The sequence below is a fragment of the Chryseobacterium gambrini genome, assembly GCF_900156825.1.
Taxonomy (GTDB): domain Bacteria; phylum Bacteroidota; class Bacteroidia; order Flavobacteriales; family Weeksellaceae; genus Chryseobacterium; species Chryseobacterium gambrini.
Genome location: NZ_FTOV01000014.1, coordinates 44418 through 66333 on the forward strand (window position 1 = coordinate 44418; position 21916 = coordinate 66333).

Annotated in this window: 20 protein-coding genes and 1 pseudogene; 6 read left to right on the top strand and 15 right to left on the bottom strand. The window is 36.8% G+C overall.

Annotated elements, in window-relative coordinates; genetic code table 11:
* Positions 1-139 precede the first annotated feature (139 nt).
* Complete coding sequence (locus BW951_RS18730) at positions 140-769, bottom strand: thiamine diphosphokinase (RefSeq protein WP_076395566.1); 630 nt, start codon at positions 767-769, stop codon at positions 140-142.
* A complete protein-coding gene (locus BW951_RS18735; RefSeq protein ID WP_076395568.1) occupies positions 759-1328 on the bottom strand; it encodes a cob(I)yrinic acid a,c-diamide adenosyltransferase in 570 nt (189 codons plus the stop codon). The genes BW951_RS18730 and BW951_RS18735 overlap by 11 nt, the downstream gene beginning before the upstream one ends.
* Positions 1329-1837: 509 nt before the next feature.
* On the opposite strand from BW951_RS18735, the gene BW951_RS18740 reads away from it, so the two are divergent.
* Positions 1838-2338 carry a DinB family protein gene (locus tag BW951_RS18740; protein ID WP_076395570.1) on the top strand — a complete coding sequence of 167 codons (501 nt, stop codon included), beginning with the start codon at positions 1838-1840 and terminating at the stop codon, positions 2336-2338.
* A 377-nt stretch (positions 2339-2715) separates the two neighbouring features.
* Here BW951_RS18740 and BW951_RS18745 read toward each other — a convergent pair whose 3' ends face one another.
* The 3 genes and pseudogenes from BW951_RS18745 to lptB all read right to left on the bottom strand — a co-directional run.
* Entirely contained in the window at positions 2716-3672 is a 957-nt protein-coding gene (locus BW951_RS18745) for a helix-turn-helix transcriptional regulator (protein WP_076395572.1), read from the bottom strand.
* Between the two features lie 193 nt (positions 3673-3865).
* Entirely contained in the window at positions 3866-5596 is a 1731-nt protein-coding gene (locus BW951_RS18750) for an ABC transporter ATP-binding protein (protein ID WP_076395666.1), read from the bottom strand.
* Positions 5597-6096: 500 nt separating this feature from the next.
* A pseudogene (lptB, locus tag BW951_RS18755) lies at positions 6097-6822 on the bottom strand (LPS export ABC transporter ATP-binding protein); the annotation flags it as partial.
* A 176-nt stretch (positions 6823-6998) separates the two neighbouring features.
* Here lptB and BW951_RS18760 point away from each other — a divergent pair.
* On the top strand, positions 6999-7727 hold the full coding sequence (locus BW951_RS18760; RefSeq protein ID WP_076395576.1) for a hypothetical protein: 729 nt from the start codon (positions 6999-7001) through the stop codon (positions 7725-7727).
* A 182-nt stretch (positions 7728-7909) separates the two neighbouring features.
* On the opposite strand, the gene hemB is transcribed toward BW951_RS18760, so the two are convergent.
* Positions 7910-8899, bottom strand: coding sequence for a porphobilinogen synthase (gene hemB, locus BW951_RS18765; protein WP_076395578.1), 990 nt, complete (start codon positions 8897-8899; stop codon positions 7910-7912).
* Between the two features lie 120 nt (positions 8900-9019).
* Between hemB and BW951_RS18770 the strand changes: the two genes are divergently transcribed.
* The 3 genes from BW951_RS18770 to BW951_RS18780 all read left to right on the top strand — a co-directional run bounded on the left by BW951_RS18770 (position 9020) and on the right by BW951_RS18780 (position 11684).
* The gene (locus tag BW951_RS18770) at positions 9020-9370 is read left to right on the top strand and encodes a T9SS type A sorting domain-containing protein (protein WP_076395580.1); all 351 of its coding nucleotides are present in this window, start codon (positions 9020-9022) and stop codon (positions 9368-9370) included.
* Positions 9371-9462: 92 nt separating this feature from the next.
* Positions 9463-10374 carry an ABC transporter ATP-binding protein gene (locus BW951_RS18775; RefSeq protein WP_076395582.1) on the top strand — a complete coding sequence of 304 codons (912 nt, stop codon included), beginning with the start codon at positions 9463-9465 and terminating at the stop codon, positions 10372-10374.
* Between the two features lie 2 nt (positions 10375-10376).
* Positions 10377-11684, top strand: coding sequence for an ABC transporter permease (locus BW951_RS18780; protein ID WP_076395584.1), 1308 nt, complete (start codon positions 10377-10379; stop codon positions 11682-11684).
* Positions 11685-11765: 81 nt separating this feature from the next.
* Here the strand turns inward: BW951_RS18780 and BW951_RS18785 are convergent, their stop codons facing one another.
* The 9 genes from BW951_RS18785 to BW951_RS18825 all read right to left on the bottom strand — a co-directional run bounded on the left by BW951_RS18785 (position 11766) and on the right by BW951_RS18825 (position 19966).
* On the bottom strand, positions 11766-12428 hold the full coding sequence (locus BW951_RS18785; protein WP_076395586.1) for a porin family protein: 663 nt from the start codon (positions 12426-12428) through the stop codon (positions 11766-11768).
* A gap of 16 nt (positions 12429-12444) precedes the next feature.
* On the bottom strand, positions 12445-13317 hold the full coding sequence (sucD, locus tag BW951_RS18790; protein WP_047488432.1) for a succinate--CoA ligase subunit alpha: 873 nt from the start codon (positions 13315-13317) through the stop codon (positions 12445-12447).
* Positions 13318-13407: 90 nt separating this feature from the next.
* Positions 13408-14310, bottom strand: coding sequence for a UDP-3-O-(3-hydroxymyristoyl)glucosamine N-acyltransferase (locus tag BW951_RS18795; RefSeq protein WP_076395588.1), 903 nt, complete (start codon positions 14308-14310; stop codon positions 13408-13410).
* A 190-nt stretch (positions 14311-14500) separates the two neighbouring features.
* Positions 14501-15067, bottom strand: a complete 567-nt coding sequence (efp, locus tag BW951_RS18800) for an elongation factor P (RefSeq protein ID WP_076395590.1) — start codon at positions 15065-15067, stop codon at positions 14501-14503.
* Between the two features lie 18 nt (positions 15068-15085).
* A complete protein-coding gene (locus BW951_RS18805) occupies positions 15086-15424 on the bottom strand; it encodes a hypothetical protein (protein ID WP_228427568.1) in 339 nt (112 codons plus the stop codon).
* Positions 15425-15450: 26 nt separating this feature from the next.
* Positions 15451-16245 (bottom strand): acyl-ACP--UDP-N-acetylglucosamine O-acyltransferase, encoded by a 795-nt coding sequence (lpxA, locus tag BW951_RS18810; RefSeq protein WP_076395592.1) that lies wholly within the window; start codon positions 16243-16245, stop codon positions 15451-15453.
* Positions 16246-17643 carry a bifunctional UDP-3-O-[3-hydroxymyristoyl] N-acetylglucosamine deacetylase/3-hydroxyacyl-ACP dehydratase gene (locus BW951_RS18815; RefSeq protein ID WP_076395594.1) on the bottom strand — a complete coding sequence of 466 codons (1398 nt, stop codon included), beginning with the start codon at positions 17641-17643 and terminating at the stop codon, positions 16246-16248. It lies immediately after the preceding gene.
* Positions 17644-17647: 4 nt separating this feature from the next.
* Positions 17648-18667 carry a UDP-3-O-(3-hydroxymyristoyl)glucosamine N-acyltransferase gene (gene lpxD, locus BW951_RS18820; protein ID WP_076395596.1) on the bottom strand — a complete coding sequence of 340 codons (1020 nt, stop codon included), beginning with the start codon at positions 18665-18667 and terminating at the stop codon, positions 17648-17650.
* A gap of 72 nt (positions 18668-18739) precedes the next feature.
* Entirely contained in the window at positions 18740-19966 is a 1227-nt protein-coding gene (locus BW951_RS18825) for an HD domain-containing protein (RefSeq protein WP_076395598.1), read from the bottom strand.
* 265 nt (positions 19967-20231) lie between these two features.
* Here BW951_RS18825 and BW951_RS18830 point away from each other — a divergent pair, with 265 nt between their 5' ends.
* Positions 20232-21872, top strand: a complete 1641-nt coding sequence (locus BW951_RS18830) for a S41 family peptidase (protein ID WP_076395600.1) — start codon at positions 20232-20234, stop codon at positions 21870-21872.
* Positions 21873-21916: the final 44 nt, after the last annotated feature.

Below are 21916 nucleotides of genomic sequence, written 5' to 3' on the forward strand. Positions count from 1 at the left end.
GTGCAATTTGTGAAAACATTAGCAATTAGAAAACTGAGCAAAGTCCTTTCCTATTGATTCTATTAGTTCATTATTTATTCTTAATTACAAAAATAAATTTGTGAAATTTGTGAAAAGATTCGTGCAATTAGTGTTTAAACTACAAATAGTTTTTCCCAACAAACAAAAGCAAATCTCCTTTTTTGTATTCAATGGAAACTTCATCTTCCACAGCAAAATTTCTCGTTCCGATTCTGGAAGTAATATCTAAATTTCCGTTTGTTAAAGCCCAGTTTAATCCTTTGGTCGTAATATTTTCAACTGACGGAAACGGATACAAAGAAATCATTTTGTCTTTCACTCCTGTTACAACAAATTCTTTCGGGATAAAATAATATTCTGAAAATTCATCATAGAATTTGATATCGAATTGATCTTTAAAACCAAAAGCAACGGTAAGATTTCCCAGAAAATGATCCTGCTCTCCTCCACTTCCTCCGAAAACATCTACTTTTTTAAAATCTTTTTCTGCAATAATTTCCAAAGCTTTCTGAAAATCCGTTTTATCCTGATCGGGCGTGTAAATGAATTTGTCTTCATACATATTTTCATCCGAACCGGAATGCGAGTCGAAATCACCGGAAATAAAATCCAGCTTATCTAAAGGGAAATTCAGATTTTTAAGATAATGAAAAGCACCGTCTGTACAGGCAATGAGGCTGTATTCTTCAGTGTCGGGAAAAGATTTGGGAGGATCTCCGTTGATGAAAAGCAGTACTTTATCTTTCATTCGGGTTCCAGTATTCTTCCGGTTCGTTGTTGATTTTTGAAATATATCTTGCCAAAACAAAAAGATAGTCGGAAAGTCTGTTGAGATATTTAATGAGTTCAGGACGTACTTCTTCCGATTCGTTTAAGAAAACCAAAGAACGTTCTGCTCTTCTGCAGATTGTACGTGCTGCATGTAAAAATGTTGCTGCTTTTCCGCCTCCGGGAAGGATAAAATACTGAAGCGGTTCGCATTTTTCGTCAAAAGCATCCATCCAGTTTTCGAGTTCTTCGATTTCGGCATCTGAAATGATTAAAGGAAGTCGCGATTTTCCGTTTGCCAACATGAGTTTATCCACCGGAGTCGCCGCTTCGGAACCTACAGTAAATAAATCGAACTGGATTTTTTTAAGTTGTCTTAACACTTCTTCATCTTCAATATGGCTTTTGGCGATTCCGATGAAGGAATTCAGCTCGTCTATATTTCCGTAACTCTCGACTCTCGCGCTTGCTTTTGAAACTCTTGTTCCGCCGTACAAAGCGGTCTGACCTTTATCTCCTGTTTTCGTATAAATTTTCATAGGACTAAATTAGTTTTTTAAAATTAGGTTTACAAATTTTGAGTTTATGGAACTTTACATTTCTGATTCCGGCTGCGACCTAGCCCAGATTGCAGCATTTGTCTGAGCTCATTTACTAAGTTTCGGCTGCGGCGGCTTTGCCGCCGCAGCCGAAACTTAGTAAATAGCGAGTGCGGAAAGCTGGAAACAGCTTCTAAAAAAATAAACAAATATATACATGTGATTGAGTTAGATCCTTCGACTGCTTCGCGCTCAGGATGACATCGCTAATACTAACTGTTCTAATAACTTGGATTTTTTGTTTTTTAATAAAAAATGACCGATTAAAAACCGGTCACCCTCAAATTATTTATCTACCTAACATTGCTTTAAGTATGATTATCTAACGGAGAAATATTAAAAATTATTTTAAAAAGAAAAAAAAATTTTATCCTGAAAATCCTACTGACAAACTGTTGTCATCACCCCGGTTTATCTTTGTATCAACAATAACAAACAACATTAAAACTATGACAACTACAGCAACCAGTACAAAACAGTTTATGACTTCGGAACAATTATTAGAACATTGGCAAGGTCACAGAAATTTAACGCGAAGAGTGATCGAGGCGTTTCCTGAAAAGGATTTATTCGAATTTTCTGTTGCGGGAATGAGACCGTTCGCAAAGTTAGCGGTTGAGTTAATCAGCATTGGCGGACCTGCTTTGAAGGGAATTGTCGACAAGAATATGGAAGCTTACAATGAGGAAGGTTTTGTGCCGAAAACGAAGGAGGAACTTCTGAAAAAGTGGGACGAAGAAACGGAAACGATCAATCATTATTTTGCGCAGATTTCGGAGGAGCGTTTTCAGGAGACTTTTAATTTATTCGGACAGTATGAATTTCCTGTGTATCAGAATATTCTGTATTTCGTTGATAATGAAATCCATCACCGTGGACAAGGGTATGTTTATTTAAGAGCTTTGGGAATTGAACCGCCTTTTTTTTGGGAGAGATTTTCGGTTCGTTAATGCCTTTGTTCAAACTGAAATCATTGATTCTCTCACGAAACCGCAGTAAGGAAAAAGAGCGGAGATGCATCTCATAGATTAAATTTTAACGTACTTTTATGATCTGCGGATCCGCTCTTCTTTAAACATGAAGTTTGTTTAAGCTAATTTTAAATTTAACCGCAAAAGACTTTATAGAATTTATTAAGGTATTTCAAAAGGTTTGCAAAAGGAACCTCTGATTTTTGTTAACTTCTGTGTTCTTTTTATATTAATCATTAAACTTAAAATAACTAAAGTGTTAATCTTTTGCTTCTTTTGCGGTAAAAAATAAAAGTTTAAATAAGTTTATCATTTTAAATTATTGCCAGAAACCTCAACAGAAATTGTTGGGGTTTTTATTGATGCTTGTCTGCAATCTTTGACAACAAATCATTGAGTTGTACTTTGAGGGTTTCGGGTTCTAAAATTGTTGCATAATCTGCAAAAGTAATCAGCCAGCGCGGAAATCCGTCTTTGATGGATTCTGTTTCGAAGGTGAGTTCTACCATTCCGTTTTCGGCTTCAATTTCTTTGGTTAGACCGTAATATTTTTTGGAATTGACCAGAAAAGTCATGATCTTTTTCTCTACCAGAAGTCTTACGTGTGTTTTATTGCCGTTGCTGCTTTGTCTGTAATCATTAATCTGCCCATACTCTCCTAAAAACGGATTCTGGGTTTTTGAAATCTTTAAAATCCGGTCAATACGAAATTGCCGGAAGTCGTTTCTCAAGGTACAGTAAGCCATGATGTACCAATAATTGAATTCAAAGAAAACGCCGACTGCTTCAATGGTTCTTGTCGAAATTTCCTCATCAACGGTTTTATATTCCATGATTAACTGCCGTTTTTCGGCTATGCTTTCCAGAATCGTGGGAAGAACGTCTTTAATGGTATCTTCGGTTTCGGCATGATACTGAAAAATATCAATCTGATTTTCAATATTCTGGATTAGATTTCTGTCGGAAAATTTTAAAACGGAACGCACTTTTTCCATCGCGGTCTGATAATGATTTCCCAAACTCTGATGCGAAAATTTCTGCATCAGTTTTTCGGCGGTAATGAAACTCAGAACTTCTTCTTTGGTGAACATGACAGGTGGCAGTTTGTAGCCATCCATCAGAGAGTACCCACTTCCTGCTTCACCAATGATCGGAATTCCTGCATTTTCCAGTGTTTTTACGTCGCGGTAAATGGTTCTTACACTCACATCAAATTTGGCAGCCAGATCCTGCGCTCTTACAAGCGGTTTCGACTGTAATAGTGTAAGAATTGCGGTGACACGGTCGAGTTTTTTGAGGTAATGGTCGTTCATTGGGTATGAAGGTCGGAGTGTTTTAGTGTTTTTAGTGCTTTAGTGCTTTAGTGTTTTAGTGTTTTAGTGTTTTAGTGTTTTAGTGCTTTAGTGTTTTAGTGTTTTAGTGCTTTAGTGTTTTAGTGTTTTAGTGTTTTAGCAAAGTTATCTTTTATCTTTTATCTTTTATCTTTTATCTTTTATCTTTTATCTTTTATCTTTTATCATTATAAGTATTAACCAATTTATCCAGATTTAAACTTCTCGCAGAGGCATCAAAAATTTCTCTGTAGGTTCCGTTGATCTGTACCAGTTCATCGTGCGTTCCTCTTTCTACTACCCTGCCTTTTTTCATGACGTAAATTTTATCAGAATCTAAAATCTGCGATAAAGAATGGGAAATGATAATCACGGTTCTGCCTTCTTTTATGGCATCCAGAGAATTTTTGATCTGTTCTGTGGCAATGGCATCGAGGCTCGCCGTTGGTTCATCAAGGAAAATAATCGGAGGATTTTTTAAGAATAATCTGGCGATGGCAATTCTCTGCTGTTGTCCTCCGGAAAGCTGCGTGGCATCGTGATTATATTTTTCGGGTAAATCTAAAATCTGTTCATGCAGATAGGCTTTTTTAGCCGCTTCCTCAATTTCTTCGAAAGTAGCATTCATATTTCCATAGCGGATATTATCTTCGATACTTCCCTGAAAAATGTGATTTTTCTGGAGCACCAATCCCAAATCGTTTCTCAGAAAAGTATTGTCAAAATGATTGAGATCTATCCCATCCAAAAATATTTCTCCAGAATCGGGAAGGTAAAATTTGCATAAAAGATTAATGACTGTTGATTTTCCGGCTCCGCTTAATCCGACCAAAGCAGTGGTTTTTCCGTTTTCAAATTTCATGGAAACATCGTGTAAAGCCTGTGTCCCGTTTGGATACGTGAAATTGATGTTTTTTAATTCAAAATTTCCTTTAATATCCTTTTCTATAAAATTTCCGTTCGGTTCTTTCTCGTCGTCTGCATTTAAAATATCAAAATAACCTTCTGCATAGATCATCGCGTCATTCATGTCATCATAAATTCTGTGCAGTTGTCGAATGGGAGCCGAAACATTATTGAAAAGCATGATGTGAAGCATAATCGCGCCAATGGTCATCTGCTGATCCAGAACGAGGTAAACCGTCAGAAGGATTATCAAAACCACTCCGAACTGTTCAATAAACGTTTTTAAACCATCATAAATAAAGTTCGTCTTTCTTGTAAACATCTGACTTTCCATCAACTGCATCTGCAAGTCGTACTGTTTTTTTCCTTCGAATTTTTCACGGACAAAACTTTTAATCACCATGATGGAATTAATTAGATTTAAAAGTCCTGAAGTTTTCTGTTCACGCTGGTTTCGCAGAGTTCTTCTCACTCCGCTTAATTTCTTCGCCTGTAATGAGCTTACATAAAAATAGATGGGAACAATGATGGTGGAAACAATTCCCACATATACATTTTGCAGATACATGATAACCAATGCAATAATTGAATTTGAAAACAGCGGAAGCATATCTATAAAAAAGTTCTGCACCAGTCGTGTTAGGCTTTCAATTCCTCTGTCTATTCTGATCTGTAGTTTTCCGGATTCGTGGTTTTCATCATTAAAATAAGCCACTCTGTAGGTTAAAATTTTGTCGATGGCAGATTGTGCGAGAATAGAACTTACATTAATCCTGATCTTTTCGCCATAGAATTTCTGTCCGAAATTGATGAAAATATTCAGCAGTTCTTTTCCAAATAATATAACGGAGATGATAAAGAGAATATGAATTCCTTCCGACATCGGATGCGGAAGATGCGTAAGTTTGGTTACCTCATCCACCGTATATTTTAAAACCAAAGGATTGACCTGCGCCGCCAAAGCTCCTAAAAAAGTAAGAAAAAGCGTTCCGTAGATCATCAAACGATACGGTCTGATAAAAGGAACAAGCTGTTTATAAATTCCGAATAAGGTGACAGTTCTGTTGAATGGTTTTGCCATACGATGATTTTAAATAAAAAACGTACCGTTTTACAGAGAAAAAGGTACGTTTTATTCTATTTTTCAGCAAATAATTGCCTTATTTAATTTTCGAATACGTAAGTTGTAAGGTAATGTAGCTCAGGTTTACTCGCTGCTTTTGAGTCTGATTCTGCCTTTTCTAAAGAATACATTGAATTAATTTCTTTCTTCTGAAACACAAAAGAATTATTGGCATTTTTATCAACCACCTCATTAAAAATATGCTGAATTTCGGAATTTCCCAATGAGGCAAAACTGATGTCTTCAAAGCCATGCATTAATCTTAGATCATCAAACTGAGCAAAATTTTCGTCCACAAAATTCTGAAACTGGGTTTTAGAATCGAAATTTCCAGCCCAGATATTATATCCGTAACTTTTCTTTTGCGGTTTGTCGAAAATGCTTTGGTAAACGAAGTTTTCTCCTAAATAAGCTTCTCTTACCTGCGGATCGTTTGCCAGTTCTTCAGGAAGTCCTTCTTTCAGAATTCTTCCTTCAAACATAATGTATGTTTTGTTGGTAATAGCCAAAGTCTGCTGTACGTTGTGGTCGGTAATCAGGATTCCGATGTTTTTATCGGTCAAACTTCTTACGATTTTCTGGATATCTTCAACCGCAATCGGGTCTACTCCGGCGAAAGGTTCATCCAGAAGAATAAAACTCGGATCGGTGGCAAGACATCTTGCGATCTCTGTTCTACGTCTTTCCCCACCGGACAAAAGATCTCCACGGTTTTTACGAACGTGCTGTAAGGAAAATTCTTCAATCAGCTCATCACATTTCATCTGCTGTTCGCGTTTTGAAAGCTTGGTCAACTGTAAAACGCCCATGATATTGTCTTCCACGGAAAGTTTACGGAAAACAGACGCTTCCTGAGCCAAATAACCAATACCTTTCTGAGCTCTGCGATACATGGCATCGGTTGTAATTTCCTGTTTATCGAGGAAAATTTTTCCGGAAGTAGGCTTAACCAAACCGACAATCATATAAAACGAAGTGGTTTTTCCTGCTCCGTTCGGACCAAGCAAACCCACAATTTCTCCCTGCTGAACCTGTACAGAAACGCCTTTTACTACTTTTTTAGGACCGTATTCTTTGATTAAGTTTTCTCCGCGTAAAATCATAAGGGCAAAGATAAAGTTTTTTTGAATTCAAATTTTAGATTACAAAATGGACTTGAAAGTTTTGTGAAATTTTAATACATCGTTTAAAGATTCTTCGAATAATATTTAACTCAAAATTTTTAAAAACTTTATTTTATTTCCATAATTTTAGACTTTCATCAACACTTATTATTACTATGGAAAATAATCAACAGCTTACCGAGCTTTTAGCTTTAGATCTTGGTGTAAACATCATCAACCGAAGACCTTATGCGAAAGAAGTTTTCAAATGGCAGGATATGGATCTGCTTCCGCATTCTTCCACCGATACTTTGCTTTGTGAAATCTACGAATGGAACGGAAGAAACTGGAGAACCACGAATAATAATCTCATAGGCTATTTATTTGGCAGCGACCAGTTAAGTACGGTTAAAAATCAACTGATGAATGTTCAGAAATTTCCGGCTCTGATTCCTGATTTTGAATTTACGAAAGACAGCATGATTGAATTCGGACTTGCTCTTCCCTCTCTTTTCAATATCGGAATTAAAGGCGACATTAAAAGCGCCAAAGATTTTTCTGTAAAAGTAAACGGCGTTACAAAATCCAGAATCACCAACATAGATTCTCCGGGAATAGAAATCCTTAGAAAATATTCTGAATTTACGCAAAACGAATCCAGATCATACAGAAAGAACATCAAATTTAATTATCTGAGTACTTCTTTATTTTATGCAGAAAGTGTGGAAATTAATCTTGAAAAAGACGCAGGCGTGAATCTTGATGTGAGTTTCCAGACACAGGATGTTGAAGTGAAAGCCAATATTGATACAGATACAAAAAAGAATTTCGTTCTGAAATATACGGGAAACCAAGCTCCTTTTGCTGCAAAATTTACAAAAGGAAAAGATTTTAATATTTCCTGATATTCTTATAATCGGGTTTTAGCCAAAGCTTACAATCATCAATCATTTTCTTTGGTTTCAAAATAAGTTTTGGCTAAAGCCTAATTTGGAGTTCATCAAAAAAAAACGGGCTAAAGCCCGTTTCTATTGATAAAAACATTTCGATCCGAAATGTTTTTTATTTAAAGTATAATTTGAAAAAATTATCTGTTCAAAATCATTGCAGCTTCTTTCGCGAAATACGTGAAAATCATATCAGCACCGGCTCTTTTGAAGCAGGTTAAGCTTTCGATAATGGTTTTGTCATTATCCAGCCATCCGTTTTGTGCAGCCGCTTTTACCATTGCATATTCTCCACTCACGTTGTAAACCGCAATCGGAAGATCAATCGCTTCACGTACTTTAGAAACAATATCCAGATACGGAAGTCCCGGTTTAATCATGATAATGTCGGCTCCTTCTTCAATATCTTTAAAAACTTCGTTTAACGCTTCTCTGGAATTATGAAAATCCATCTGATATGTTTTTTTATCCTTCGGAATTTCCATATTATCTTTCGGCGCGCTGTCCAATGCACTTCTGAAAGGTCCGTAGAACGAACTTGCATATTTTGCGGCATAGCTTAAAATACCCACATCCGTAAATCCGCTGTCTTCCAACGCTTCGCGAATGACCTGAACCCTGCCATCCATCATGTCACTTGGTGCCACAATGTCTGCTCCGGCTTCTGCGTGTGACACCGACATTCTTGCCAAAGCATCGTTTGTAGCATCATTTACAATTTTTCCGTTTTCGATAATTCCGTCATGACCGTAAATAGAATAGGGATCTAAAGCAACATCGGGCATTACTACCATTTCGGGAAGCGCATCTTTGATCGCCCTGATCGTGTTCTGCATCAGTCCGTTTTTATTCCATGCTTCTTTTCCGGTATTGTCTTTCAGGTCTTCTGAAACCTTCATATAAAGATTAACCGCTTTTACACCTAAAGAAAATAATTCCTTACATTCTTTCACCGTCAGATCAATACTCCTTCTGAAAATTCCCGGCATCGACGGGATCGGTTCTTCTTTATTTTCGCCCTCCATTACGAAGATCGGCATTACAAAATCATTGGTTGTAAGAGAACATTCTCTTACCAGACTTCTTACAGATTCGTTTACTCTCAGCCTTCTATTTCTTGAATGTATCATTTTGGAATACTTTTTGAATGAAATTTAATGCAAATTTACTACAACTTATATAAAAAACTATTGCGTAGAATTGCAGAATTAATTATTTTTGTTAAAATATCCCTTAGAAATTATAATTTGATGAGAAAACTTTTACTTTTGTTTATCTTTTTAGGCGCATTTGTTGGATTTTCCAACAATATGAAAGCGCAGATTAAAGAGCCGGCTTCCTTCTCTCAGAAGTCTGATGACGGAGTGCTTGTTGCTTATCCTAATCCGGCAAAGGATTTCCTTATCGTAAAGGCTAAGGATCCTAACCTGAAAATCCGAAGTGTGATTTTCTATTCGATTTTAGGTACGCAGGTTGCAAGTTATTCAGTCAATATGAATTCCGGAGAGATTAATATTGAAAAATTAAAGCCGGGTAAATATTTAATCCGATATATTCTGAGTGACAATACAATGAAAGTCACGCAGATTATGAAACAATAATTTAAATCCTGATAATCATCAGGATTTTTTCTTTTAGCTTAATTATTCCGTAACTTTCGGAACATTTTTATCCTAATTATAAAAACAAATTAATGCTAAAAGCTGAACATATTAGAAAGACCTATAACGCAGGTAAAAAGGTAGCTTTGGATGATTTCAGCATCCATGTTCCGAAAGGAAGTGTTTATGGGCTTTTAGGTCCGAACGGAGCCGGAAAAACTTCTTTTATCCGGATCATCAATCAGATTACACAGGCGGATTCCGGAGAAATACAGATCAACGGACAAAAGCTTAATCCGGATCACATCAAAGATATCGGATATATGCCTGAAGAACGCGGGCTGTATAAAAACATGACGGTTGGAGATCAGCTTCTCTACTTCGGAGAGTTGAAAGGCATGAAAAAGAATGATGCTTTAACTGAGGCAAAAAAATGGTTTGATAAACTTCACATCGACCAATGGTGGAAGAAAAAGCTGTCTGAGCTGTCAAAAGGAATGGCACAGAAAATACAGTTTGTGGTTACTGTTCTTCACCGTCCGCATTTATTGATTCTTGATGAACCTTTTTCGGGTTTTGATCCTGTGAATGCCAATTTAATTAAAGACCAGATTATTGATCTTAAGAATAACGGAACTACCATCATCCTTTCTACTCACCGAATGGAAAGTGTGGAGGAAATGTGCGATTATGTAGCTTTGATTAATAACTCAAAAAAGATTATCGACGGAAGGGTTTTCGATGTACGCGAGAAATTCAAGAAAAATATTTTTGGGATCACGCTTTCTGATGTAAAAAACGATCAACTGGAAAGTTTCCAAAATAAGTATGAGATTTTCAATATCAATAATGAAAATAACTTAGTTTCCTTTGATCTGAAAAATGAGACTGACCAGAATCATATTCTTCTGGATCTAATAAATGTAGGAAAAGTAAGGTCATTCGACGAAAAAATTCCGAGTATGAAAGAGGTGTTTATTAATGCGGTAAGCAATAATTCTTAATTATGAATAACATTTTTTTAATTACAAAAAGAGAATTTCTTACGCAGGTTAAGAAAAAATCTTTCATCATATTAACGCTTTTAGCTCCGATTCTTTTACTGGGTTTTGGTGCTGTCATCGGTTTGATGTTTAAGGCTAATGAATCTCACAGCATTATTGAAGTGGTGGATAAAAACGGTCTGTTTAAAAATCAACTGAAATCGAATGATAAACTGAACTATGTTTTTGTTTCTGCGGCAGATGAAAAGTCCAAAATCAATAATCTTAAGAACAATGAATCTTTAGACGGGATTTTGGTTCTGCCTGAACTGAAAGATCAGAATTTTGACGAATTAGAAAAGAATACAAGACTTGTTATCAACAATAAAATCGGGTTCGATACGAAGCAGAAAATTGTTTCGGACATTAACGAAGTCATCAAAAAAGAAAAAATAAAGAAACTGGGCATTGCTGAGCTACAGCTTGATAATCTGGATAAAAGTTTCAATTTAAAAACCATCAACGTTTCAGAAAACAATAAAGAAGATTCCGATCTTGCTTTCGGCGTGAAAAGTGTTCTGAGTATGCTTTTAATGTACGTTACTTTTATGTTTATCATTATTTACGGAGTTAGGGTAATGAGAAGCGTACTGGAAGAGAAAAACAACCGTGTTGTGGAAATTATTATTTCTTCGGTAAAACCTTTTGAACTGATGATGGGAAAAATTCTGGGGGTAACAATGGTTGCACTTACTCAATTTATCGTTTGGATCACGATGTCGGTTATCGGAGCTTTGGTGCTGAATACCGGATTTTCTGCTATTCCTAAAAATATTCCCGGAAATGAAGGTGTTGCTGAAAAATTTGATATTTTACAGATGGGAACCCAGATTTCACACAGTTTACTGGAACTGAATTTCCCATTAATTATTTTCGTTTTTATAACATTTTTCCTTTTGGGATATATCTTTTACAGTTCCATTTATGCCGCAATCGGTTCTGCTGTAGATAACGAAACAGAGACACAGCAGTTCACCTTGTTTGCTGTACTGCCTTTAATGCTTGGAATGTACGGAAGTTTTACGCTAATGAATAATCCGGATGGTCCTTTAGGATTCTGGCTTTCTATTATTCCGTTTACGTCTCCTGTGGCAATGATCGCGAGAATTCCTTACGGAGTTCCGGCGTGGCAGATTGCGCTGTCTATTGGCTTGCTTTTAGGAACGACTCTTTTTATGATATTTCTGGCAGGTAAAATTTACCGTGTAGGAATTTTAATGTACGGAAATAAAGCGACTCTGAAGGAAATCTGGAAATGGATTAAAGGATAAGTTTTAAACAGAATTTTTAAATAAAAAAACTCCCGAAACATTAAGTTTCGGGAGTTTTTATGTTTTGATTAGAATCAATTTTTATTTGAAGATGTAGCTTAAGCTTAAACTAAGAACCTGCTCAGACTTTCCTTTATTGGTCCCTTTCGGCTCCTGATCAAGGCCGGGATATGTATTCGTAACTCCGAAATCATATTTTGCCGTAAGTTCAAGCTGTCTTTTATAACTATATCCTACTCCTAGTCCTATTCCAAAGTTAAATGAACTCGCTTTACCGTTTACATTAGGATAATTCGGATCAATCTGATCTTTTGTGTAGTAGATCTTAGGTGCGTTTTTAACGTTCTGACTTAATAAAAAATTAAATCTGGGACCTATTAACCCAAAAAATTCAGATTCAGATTCAGAAAAATACCCTTTAAACGAGATCGGTACACTCAGATAGTTATTTGCGTATACCGCGTCATAACCGGGATAGTTTTTAGCATCTTTATCCTTTCCTGTTTCTCCTGCTCCAAAGTAAACTACTTCAGGCTGTATGAAAAACTGGTTGGCTGAACCTATCGGTATTAAAGCCAATACTCCTGCCTGAACGGTATATCTCGGTCCGGAAGGGTTATGAGCATTCTTCACTCGGGAATAGTTTCCTCCTACAGTAACACCGAATCTTGTGCTGCCAAAATCGATCTGTGCGAAAGACATGGTAGAAAGTGCCAATGCAGAGGCTAATAAAAATTTTTTCATATCGTTATGTTTTATGTTATCCTAGAATTTTTGCAACAGTAGCACCGATGTCTGCAGGAGAGTCTACCACGTTAATTCCGTTTTCTCTCATGATTTCCATCTTAGCCTGAGCTGTATCTTCTGCTCCGCCTACGATTGCACCTGCGTGTCCCATTGTTCTACCTTTTGGAGCAGTCTGTCCTGCGATGAAACCTACAACCGGCTTTGTAGAACCACTTGCTTTGTACCATCTTGCTGCTTCAGCTTCAAGACCTCCACCGATTTCTCCGATCATTACCACTGCTTCAGTTTCAGGATCGTTGATGAATAATTCCAAAGCTTCTCTTGTAGTTGTTCCAATGATCGGGTCTCCACCGATACCGATTGCTGTAGAAATACCGTAACCCGCTCTTACTACCTGATCTGCAGCTTCGTAAGTAAGAGTACCAGATTTAGAAACGATACCTACTTTACCTTTTTTGAAAACGAAACCTGGCATAATCCCAATTTTAGCTTCTTCAGAAGTAATGATTCCCGGGCAGTTCGGACCGATTAATCTGCAGTCTCTGTCAGCAATGTAAGATTTTACTTTCACCATATCTGCTACAGGAATACCTTCAGTAATACATACAATTACTTTGATTCCTGCTTCAGCAGCTTCCATAATAGCGTCAGCAGCAAATGCAGGCGGTACGAAAATGATACTTACGTTAGCTCCGGCTTTTTCTACAGCATCTGCTACCGTATTGAATACAGGCTTCCCTAAGTGCTCGCTTCCTCCTTTTCCCGGAGTAACACCACCTACTACGTTGGTTCCGTATTCGATCATCTGGCTTGCGTGGAAAGTACCTTCGTTCCCTGTAAATCCTTGTACAATTACTTTAGAATCTTTGTTTACTAAAATTGACATTTTATTATTTATTTAATTTATTTATTACTTTTTAAATGCACACAAATTTAATTAAATTTCTTTGATTAAAGATAAATCTAACTAATTTGTTTATTTGAGATTTCTCAGTTTAACTTCTTTTTTCAGATAGGTTTTAAAATCTTCTGCAAACATCCCGATATAGGTACCTTTTTCGAGGTCTCTGTTTACTCCGGTTTTCCCTAATATTACAGCTCCGCTCTCGATTTTATTTCCTGAAGCAATGCCGACCTGTCCCCATAAAGTAACTTCATCACCAATTACGCAGCATCCAGCAATACCGACCTGAGAAGCGATAAGACATTTTTTTCCGATAACGGTATCGTGCCCGATCTGAATCTGATTATCCAGAACGGAACCTTCTCCGATAATGGTAGAATCTGTAACTCCTCTGTCGATTGTACAACCGTTTCCGATCTCTACATTGTTTTCGATCACTACGTTTCCTACCGAAATCAGGCGGTCGAAATTGCCGTTCAGTTTTCTGTAATAAAAAGCGTCGCCGCCTAAAACAGTGTTGGACTGTATCACTACATTGTCGCCAATTACGGTTCTGTCGCCAATGACAACATTAGGAAAAATCAGGGTATTTTTTCCTATTTTCACATTATTTCCGATAACCGCAGAAGCATGAATTTTTGTTCCCTCTCCTATTTCGACATCATGAAGTTCTTCGGTGAAGTTATAAATTCTTGTAAAGTGGGTATTGATTTTATTGAAATCTCTGAAAGGGTCTTCGGAAACCAACAGTGCTTTTCCCTCTGGACATTCCACTTCTTTATCGATCAAAATAATCGTCGCAGCGGAATTTAATGCTTTATCGTAATATTTCGGATGGTTAACAAAAACGATTTCACCGGCTTTTACCATGTGAATTTCGTTCGTTCCCAATACTTCGAAGTCTTCTGAACCTACAAATTTTGCCCCGATAAGTTCGGCAATGGTTTTCAATTTTTGGGGTTGATGAAACGTCATATTTTTTTAAATGATGTTTTAAATTTTCAACCGTGTTTAGTTTGGAATCTTGACACGGATTTGTTTTTCCAACTTTAATCGCAGCCCGACCATACCCTTCGACAAGCTCAGGAGGGTACACTACAAAGCTGCCATAAAAAATGAAAGCTGAAAGTTGTGATACTTCCAGCCTCATATTATTTGTGAATAATTATTCTTTTACTCTTTCAAGGTAAGAACCGTCTTCTGTGCTTACTTTGATTTTGTCTCCCGGTTCAATGAACAGAGGAACCATCACTCTTGCTCCTGTTTCTACGATTGCATTTTTAAGAGCGTTGGTTGCAGTGTTTCCTTTTACACCCGGATCTGCTTCCACAACTTCCAGATAAACGGACTGCGGTAATTCTGCAGAAAGCGGAGTCTCGTCCACTTCTTTCAAAATGATTGTTACTTCTTCACCCGCTTTCATCAGGTTGGAGTTTTCGATCATTTCTTTGTTAAGGTATAACTGAGAGAAATCATCGTTATTCATGAAGTGGAAGCCATTTTCATCATCATAAAGATACTGGTATTTTCTTGTGATTACTTTTACCTCATCAATTTTATGACCTGCAGAGAAAGTATTGTCGATTACTTTACCGTTGGTTACAGATTTTAATTTTGTTCTAACGAAAGCAGGACCTTTTCCCGGTTTTACGTGAAGGAATTCGATAACTTTATAAATATCGTTGCTGTATTCGATGCAAAGTCCTTTTCTGATATCGTTACTTGTTGCCATTAATTATTATATATTTTTTTATTTTCTTTTGTTAAATTGTATTCCTTCTCCCTGAGTTGGAAGTCTGTTGAAAACATTATTGTTGAATGAATTCACATTATTATTCAGTCTGTTTACATTGGTCTGGATCTCGGAATGATAGGGATTTGCAGTTCCAAAAATTGAACTGCTGCCGGAATTATTCTGTTTCAGAATATCATTCAGATTATGTTTAGCAATGCTGTCATTGGATTTTGAAGGCAGTCTTCTTTCCAGAATGGAAGTCTTGGCTGTTTTTTCCGTTTTTAATCCTTCTGTCTGTTGTCCGGACAAAAAAAATATGGTAAAAAACATTAAAACAAAAATCAGACTTTTCATTGATAACAGTGCTAAATTTATCTTTATTATTCTCTTTCCTTCCCCGTTCCGTATCCTTTTACGATCCCTCTCGGAGAGTTCTGGATAAACTGAAGGATTTCATCTCTTTCAGCCGTCGGAAGCATTTCTTTTTCGATGTAAAGCAACGCTTGGGAAACATTCATTTTCATCTGGAAAATTGCTCTGTAAATTTTCTGAATTTCAAAGATTTTTTCGTTGGTAAATCCTCTCCTTCTTAAACCTACGGAATTAATTCCTGCATAAGACATCGGCTCTCTCGCTACTTTTACATAAGGCGGAATGTCTTTTCTTACCAGAGTACCACCTGAAATCATTACGTGTTTTCCGATTTTTCCGAACTGATGAACAGCAGATAAACCACCCATTACGGTATAATCTCCGATTTCTACGTGGCCTGCAATACCGCACCCGTTTACGATGATCACATGATCTCCGATAACACAGTCATGAGCAATGTGGGAAGTTGCCATAATAAGGCAGTTTTTTCCTATTTTGGTAAATCCGAGGGCTTTTGTTCCTCTGTTTACCGTTACACATTCTCTGATCGTTGTTTCATCGCCGATAATTACCTGCGTATCTTCACCATCAAATTTCAAATCCTGAGGAATCGCAGAAATTACCGTTCCCGGAAAAATTCTGCAATTTTTACCGATTCTTGCACCATCCATGATGGTAACATTGGGACCAATCCATGTTCCTTCGCCAATTTCCACGTCCCCTGCAATAGTAGTAAAGGGTTCTACGATTACATTTTTGCTGATTTTCGCACGTTTATCTACGGCTGCTAATTGATGAATCATTTAATCAACTTTATTTTTTGCAACTTGGGCCATAAGTTCTGCTTCTACCGCTACTGTATCTCCTACGTAACCATAACCCTGCATATGAACAATTCCTCTTCTGATAGGCTCTATTAATTCAATCTTGAAAATAAGCGTATCTCCGGGAATTACTTTTCTCTTGAATTTTACTTTATCTATTTTAATAAAATACGTAGAGTAATTTTCGGGATCCGGAACACTTGCCAAAACAAGAATTCCCCCTGTCTGAGCTAAAGCTTCTACCTGTAAAACTCCCGGCATTACGGGTTCTTTTGGAAAATGTCCAACGAAGAAAGGTTCGTTCATTGTAACATTTTTAAGACCTACCACATGAGAATCTGAAAGCTCAAGAATTTTATCAATCAACAAGAACGGCGGTCTGTGAGGCATCAGTTTCATGATTCCGTTGATATCGAAAACCGGTTCTTTTGTTAAATCAAAGTCAGGAACATTTTTCTTCTTCTGCAATTTCCACTGACGGTTCAGTTTTTTTGCAAATTGTGTGTTTACGTAATGTCCCGGTTTGTTGGCAATTACTTTACCTTTTATTTTTACTCCTGCCAAAGCCAGATCACCGATCACATCAAGTAATTTGTGTCTTGCGGCTTCGTTGGGATAGTTTAAGTTCAGGTTATCAAGAATTCCGTTTGGTCTTATCGATACATTATCTTTACCAAAGGCTTTCTTTAATTTTTCTGTGGTTTCCGGTGTAAGATCTTTATCTACATAAACAATCGCATTGGAAATATCTCCCCCTTTGATCAAACCATGATCCAAAAGCATTTCCAGCTCGTGTAAGAAACTGAATGTTCTTGCCGATGAAATTTCTTCTTTAAACTCAGAAATATTTTTAAGCGTAGCATTTTGAGTTCCCAAAACTTTGGTTCCAAAGTCTACCATCGTTGTTACTTCGTAGGTATCTGAAGGAATAATGGTGATCTCAGATCCTGTAGCCGGATCGCTGTAAGTAAGCACTTCTTTTACCACAAGATATTCTCTTGCAATATTTTGGTCTACCACACCTACGCTTTCGATTGCTTCTACAAAGAATTTTGAAGAACCGTCTAAAATCGGCGGCTCAGAAGCATCCATTTCTAAAATAGCGTTATCGATATCACATCCTACCAAAGCAGCCAGAAGATGCTCACAGGTTGTGATTTTCACGCCCAGTTTTTCTAATGTTGTTCCTCTTTCTGTAGCTACAACGTAGTTAACGTCTGCTTCGACCTGAGGATGCCCTTCCAAATCTGTTCTTACGAATACAAAACCTGTATTTTCTTTTGCAGGTTTCATGGTTAATTTTACTTCTTTACCAGTATGAAGTCCGATTCCGGAAAGTGTCACTTCCTGCTGAAGTGTTTTTTGCATATCACTCATTAGTTTAATCTTTTGAGTTATTCTCGAGATTATTTATTCTTTTAACCACTTCAGGTAAGTTTCTGAAATGTACATAACTTCTAAGATAGTCGTTGTAGCTGATCGCCGGAGAACCGTAAATGGTTTCCCTGTCGTTTACGCTGGAATTTACACCACTCTGAGCCTGTATTTTTACCTGATTTCCTATTTTGATGTGTCCTACAACGCCCACCTGACCTCCGATCTGGTTCCAGTCTCCGATGGTTGTAGATCCTGCAATTCCGGCTTGCGCGGCAATTACGTTATTTTTTCCGATTTTTACGTTGTGTGCAATCTGGATCAGGTTATCGATCTTTGTTCCTTTTCCGATTACGGTAGAACCGATGGTTGCTCTGTCTATACTGCAGTTGGAACCAATTTCCACATCATCTTCAATGATCACATTTCCTAACTGCGGAATTTTTTTGAATCCATCCGGAGTCGGCTGAAATCCGAAACCGTCTCCTCCGATTACTGTGTTGGAATGAATAACACAATTGTCTCCGATGATGCAGTAATCATAAATTCTCGCACCACTGTCGATTTTGCAGTTTTTCCCGATTTTCACGCCTTTTCCGATGTAAACCTGCGGATAAATCTGGCTTCCTTCTCCTACTTTTGCTTTTTCTGAAACGTAGGTAAAAGCTCCGATATACACATTCTCGCCGATTACAGCGGTTTCATGGATGGAAGAACCGTTTTCGATTCCTGTTCTTCTGCCCTGCATTTCCTGATAAAGATTCATGAGAATCTGGAATGAGAGATAAGCATCCTTTACAGTAATAACGGTAGGATTATAAGAATCTTTTGAGATAAGCTTTTCCGAAACAATGATAACGGAACATTTTGAAGTCTCTAAATAATGCGAAAATCTATCCTGCGCGATGAAAGAAAGATGTCCTGTTTCCCCACTTTCTATGGGCGAAACTCCAGTAATAAGTGCATTCTCGTCACCTATTATTTTTCCGTCGATAAAACTTGCAATTTGCGAAGCTGTAAATTCCATATTCTGCAAAGATAAGAAATTCTGTAATTCGCAAACATTTTTTAGTTTTCGGAACGTAAATTTTAATATTCTTTAAGAAATAATGTGTGAAATATTCCTTGGAAAAGTAAGAATATACCTTGTTGTTTTGTTTACCATCAAGCCCGATAAAAGCTGGTCTTCCGATTCGTCAAGACGGATTTTTTTACCGTTTTTCTGCAACAGATAAATCGGCTGTTTTTCAGTATCGTACGGAAGCAGTTTTCTCTTGATCTCATGGACGAGTTCTTTACCATTATGAATTCCGAAAAATTCATTCACATTTTTTACTTTTTCTTCAATAAAACTTTCATCAAAAGGATGTGAAGAAATTATGGTTTTCGGAAGGTTTCTCTGGATCACACATTTACACCAGTAAGACAAAATCATGTCGTCTGCGTGCTGCCAGTTTTTCATTGCCTGAATAATATCATTATCATCCAGCTGCGTGAATCTTTCAATATCTTCATCTGTAGCAGTACTTTTCCCGCGATGAAGAAAGTATTTCAGATTTTCTGCTGCCGGTAAATCGATTCCCTGCGACACCAAAAGTTTGGCTCTTTCTAAAATTTTAACGAGAAGAAATTCTGCCAGAGCAGACGTTTTATGGTAGTATACCTGCCAATACATAAACATTCTTGCGGTAAGGAAATTCTCAATAGAATAGACTCCTTTTGCATCAATCACCAATTCGCCTTCATCGCAGACGTTCATCATAGAGATGATTCTCTGGGTATTGATGCTTCCTTCGGAAACTCCCGTAAAAAAGCTGTCCCGCTTCAGATAATCGAGTCTGTCCACATCCAGTTGTGAGGAAATAAGCTGGTTGAAAAACTTATGGTGGTATTTTCCCTGAAACATTTCGATAGCGCAGGATAATTCTCCGTTAAATTCATCATTCAGGCGATTCATGAGTAATAAAGATAATTTTTCGTGATGCCAATCGTCCATCAGCATACTTTCCAAGGCGTGAGAAAACGGTCCATGACCAATATCATGCATTAAAATCGCCAACATCGCACCTTTTTCTTCATCTTCCGAAATTTTAACGCCTTTCTGCTTCAATGTTTCCAAAGCGGTAAACATGAGATGCATGGCTCCCAATGCATGATGAAATCTTGTATGTGTCGCGCCCGGAAAAATGAGGTTCAAAAGTCCCGTCTGTCCTATCCTTCTTAATCTCTGGAAGTAAGGATGCTCTATGATGTCGAATAAAATTTCATGGGGAATTTTGATGAATCCGTGAACGGGATCGTTGATGATTTTTAGCTTGTTCTGCATTGAAAACGTCTGTATTTGCAAACAAATTTAGGAATTTTATATTTTAGAGGTAATTAATTTTTCATTAACCTGTTTGTTGTTTTAAAGTAACTTTCTTTGTTAAATTTGTTTTTAAAACAAAGTCCGCAAAAATTTTGTTTACAGTTGTGCTGCATATTTTCGTTCGCAAAGGCGTTTCACTCAGCAAAAGCTGGATAAAATCTTCTTTGAATAAATAGTTGTGCTGTTTGTGTTTAAAAGCTATCTTTGATTGAATAATCTTTTCATGAGAAAATTCTCCCTTTTCATTATCTTATTTTTAAACTTACATTTTTCGGCGCAGACTTTATCGGAAAACCAAAAGCTTGAATCGTTATGTAAAGTATGGGGATTTTTGAAATACTATCATCCGAATGTAGCAAAAGGTAAGTTTAACTGGGATCAGCAGTTATTTCAGAAAATTGATGAACTTAAAAATATTAACAATAAAGATCAATTGAATGAATTGTATTCTAACTGGATTGAAAGTCTCGGAAAAATTGAAGTTTGTAAAAATTGTGTAAATGATAACGATAAAGTTTATTTCTTAAAAAATTTTGATCTCGGATGGATGGATGATCAGCGTATTTTTTCTGAAAATGTACGTGAAAAGCTGAAATTTATTGAGAACAACAGGAATATCGGTGAAAATTATTATTTCGGGTTAAACGGAAGAAAGGTTTATTTCAGGAATGAAAATTCTTACGGATCGAAATTTACTTCAAAACAAATTGCTCTTTTGGAATTCTTCAGATACTGGAATTATGCAGAATATTTTTTTGCATACAAATACAAAACCGATCAGAACTGGAATGATGTTTTACGAGAAATGATTCCAAAATTTCTTGCTGTTAATAATGATGAAAGCTATCATTTAACTTTAGCGGAACTTGTGACCAAAACGGATGATTCGCACGCTTTTTTATTTTCAAGGCTGACTAGTTTAAACCAATACGGAAGAAAAAATGTTCCGGTACAGTATTCTTATGCGGAAGGAAAGCTGGTTGTAACGAAAACATATCCGACTATTTTTAATGAAGAAAATCCGCTCAAAATTGGTGATGTGATCTACGATGTTGAAGGATTAACGATTCCGCAGAAAATTAATTCGTTTGGGAAATATCTTCCGGCTTCGAATTCATGGGGAAAGATCAACAAGTCGAAATATCTTTTCCTGTACACCAATAAAGATTCTCTTGGGCTTAAAATTGAAAGGGACGGAATTAATTTAGCCATAAAAGTAAAAACGTATTTGCAGAAAGAAATTATTCGCGAAAATCCTACGGTTCCTGAAAAATGGAAGTTTCTCGATGATGAAAAAAAGATGGGTTATGTGAACATGGGATTAATCAAAAGATCTGATCTGAATGATATGTTCGAAAATCTGAAAAATACAGAATCGATTATTTTCGATTCCCGAAATTATCCGAATATGACGATTTTGCCGTTGAGCAGGTTGCTGCTTCCTGAAAATAAAATTTATTATGAATTTATTTTTCCTGAAACCAATTATTTAAGCAAATTTTACCGCCGTAAAAACAACATCGGAAGAAATAATCCGGATCATTATAAAGGAAATGTGGTCATTCTGGTGAATGAGGTGACGCAAAGTCAGGCTGAAACAACCGTAATGATGCTTAAGCAGCATCCGAAAGCAAAAGTGATCGGAGGATACACTTCGGGAGCAAACGGTGATGTCATTTCATTTAATATTGCCGGTCTTAAAACGTGTTTTACGGGTTTGGGAGCGTATTATCCGGACGGAAGAGAAACGCAGAGAATCGGCATTATTCCGGATATTATCGTACGTCCTACGGTGAAAGGAATACAGCAGGGAAAAGACGAAATTATGGAAAGGGCTCTGGAATATTTAAAAAGTGGGCAATAGACAAAACAAAAACACAATTATTACGTTATTTCATTTAACTTATA

Bases quoted from the DNA above. Each gene is read 5' to 3' on its own strand.
- sucD (WP_047488432.1), bottom strand. From the start codon at position 13,317: ATGTCAATTTTAGTAAACAAAGATTCTAAAGTAATTGTACAAGGATTT.
- BW951_RS18750 (WP_076395666.1), bottom strand. From the start codon at position 5,596: ATGATCTACGGAACGCTTTTTCTTACTTTTTTAGGAGCTTTGGCGGCG.
- lpxA (WP_076395592.1), bottom strand. From the start codon at position 16,245: ATGATTCATCAATTAGCAGCCGTAGATAAACGTGCGAAAATCAGCAAA.
- efp (WP_076395590.1), bottom strand. From the start codon at position 15,067: ATGGCAACAAGTAACGATATCAGAAAAGGACTTTGCATCGAATACAGC.
- BW951_RS18795 (WP_076395588.1), bottom strand. From the start codon at position 14,310: ATGACGTTTCATCAACCCCAAAAATTGAAAACCATTGCCGAACTTATC.
- BW951_RS18775 (WP_076395582.1), top strand. From the start codon at position 9,463: ATGCTAAAAGCTGAACATATTAGAAAGACCTATAACGCAGGTAAAAAG.
- BW951_RS18825 (WP_076395598.1), bottom strand. From the start codon at position 19,966: ATGCAGAACAAGCTAAAAATCATCAACGATCCCGTTCACGGATTCATC.
- BW951_RS18830 (WP_076395600.1), top strand. From the start codon at position 20,232: ATGAGAAAATTCTCCCTTTTCATTATCTTATTTTTAAACTTACATTTT.
- BW951_RS18770 (WP_076395580.1), top strand. From the start codon at position 9,020: ATGAGAAAACTTTTACTTTTGTTTATCTTTTTAGGCGCATTTGTTGGA.
- BW951_RS18760 (WP_076395576.1), top strand. From the start codon at position 6,999: ATGGAAAATAATCAACAGCTTACCGAGCTTTTAGCTTTAGATCTTGGT.
- BW951_RS18815 (WP_076395594.1), bottom strand. From the start codon at position 17,643: ATGAGTGATATGCAAAAAACACTTCAGCAGGAAGTGACACTTTCCGGA.
- BW951_RS18785 (WP_076395586.1), bottom strand. From the start codon at position 12,428: ATGAAAAAATTTTTATTAGCCTCTGCATTGGCACTTTCTACCATGTCT.
- BW951_RS18735 (WP_076395568.1), bottom strand. From the start codon at position 1,328: ATGAAAATTTATACGAAAACAGGAGATAAAGGTCAGACCGCTTTGTAC.
- hemB (WP_076395578.1), bottom strand. From the start codon at position 8,899: ATGATACATTCAAGAAATAGAAGGCTGAGAGTAAACGAATCTGTAAGA.
- BW951_RS18745 (WP_076395572.1), bottom strand. From the start codon at position 3,672: ATGAACGACCATTACCTCAAAAAACTCGACCGTGTCACCGCAATTCTT.
- BW951_RS18780 (WP_076395584.1), top strand. From the start codon at position 10,377: ATGAATAACATTTTTTTAATTACAAAAAGAGAATTTCTTACGCAGGTT.
- BW951_RS18730 (WP_076395566.1), bottom strand. From the start codon at position 769: ATGAAAGATAAAGTACTGCTTTTCATCAACGGAGATCCTCCCAAATCT.
- lpxD (WP_076395596.1), bottom strand. From the start codon at position 18,667: ATGGAATTTACAGCTTCGCAAATTGCAAGTTTTATCGACGGAAAAATA.
- BW951_RS18805 (WP_228427568.1), bottom strand. From the start codon at position 15,424: ATGAAAAGTCTGATTTTTGTTTTAATGTTTTTTACCATATTTTTTTTG.
- BW951_RS18740 (WP_076395570.1), top strand. From the start codon at position 1,838: ATGACAACTACAGCAACCAGTACAAAACAGTTTATGACTTCGGAACAA.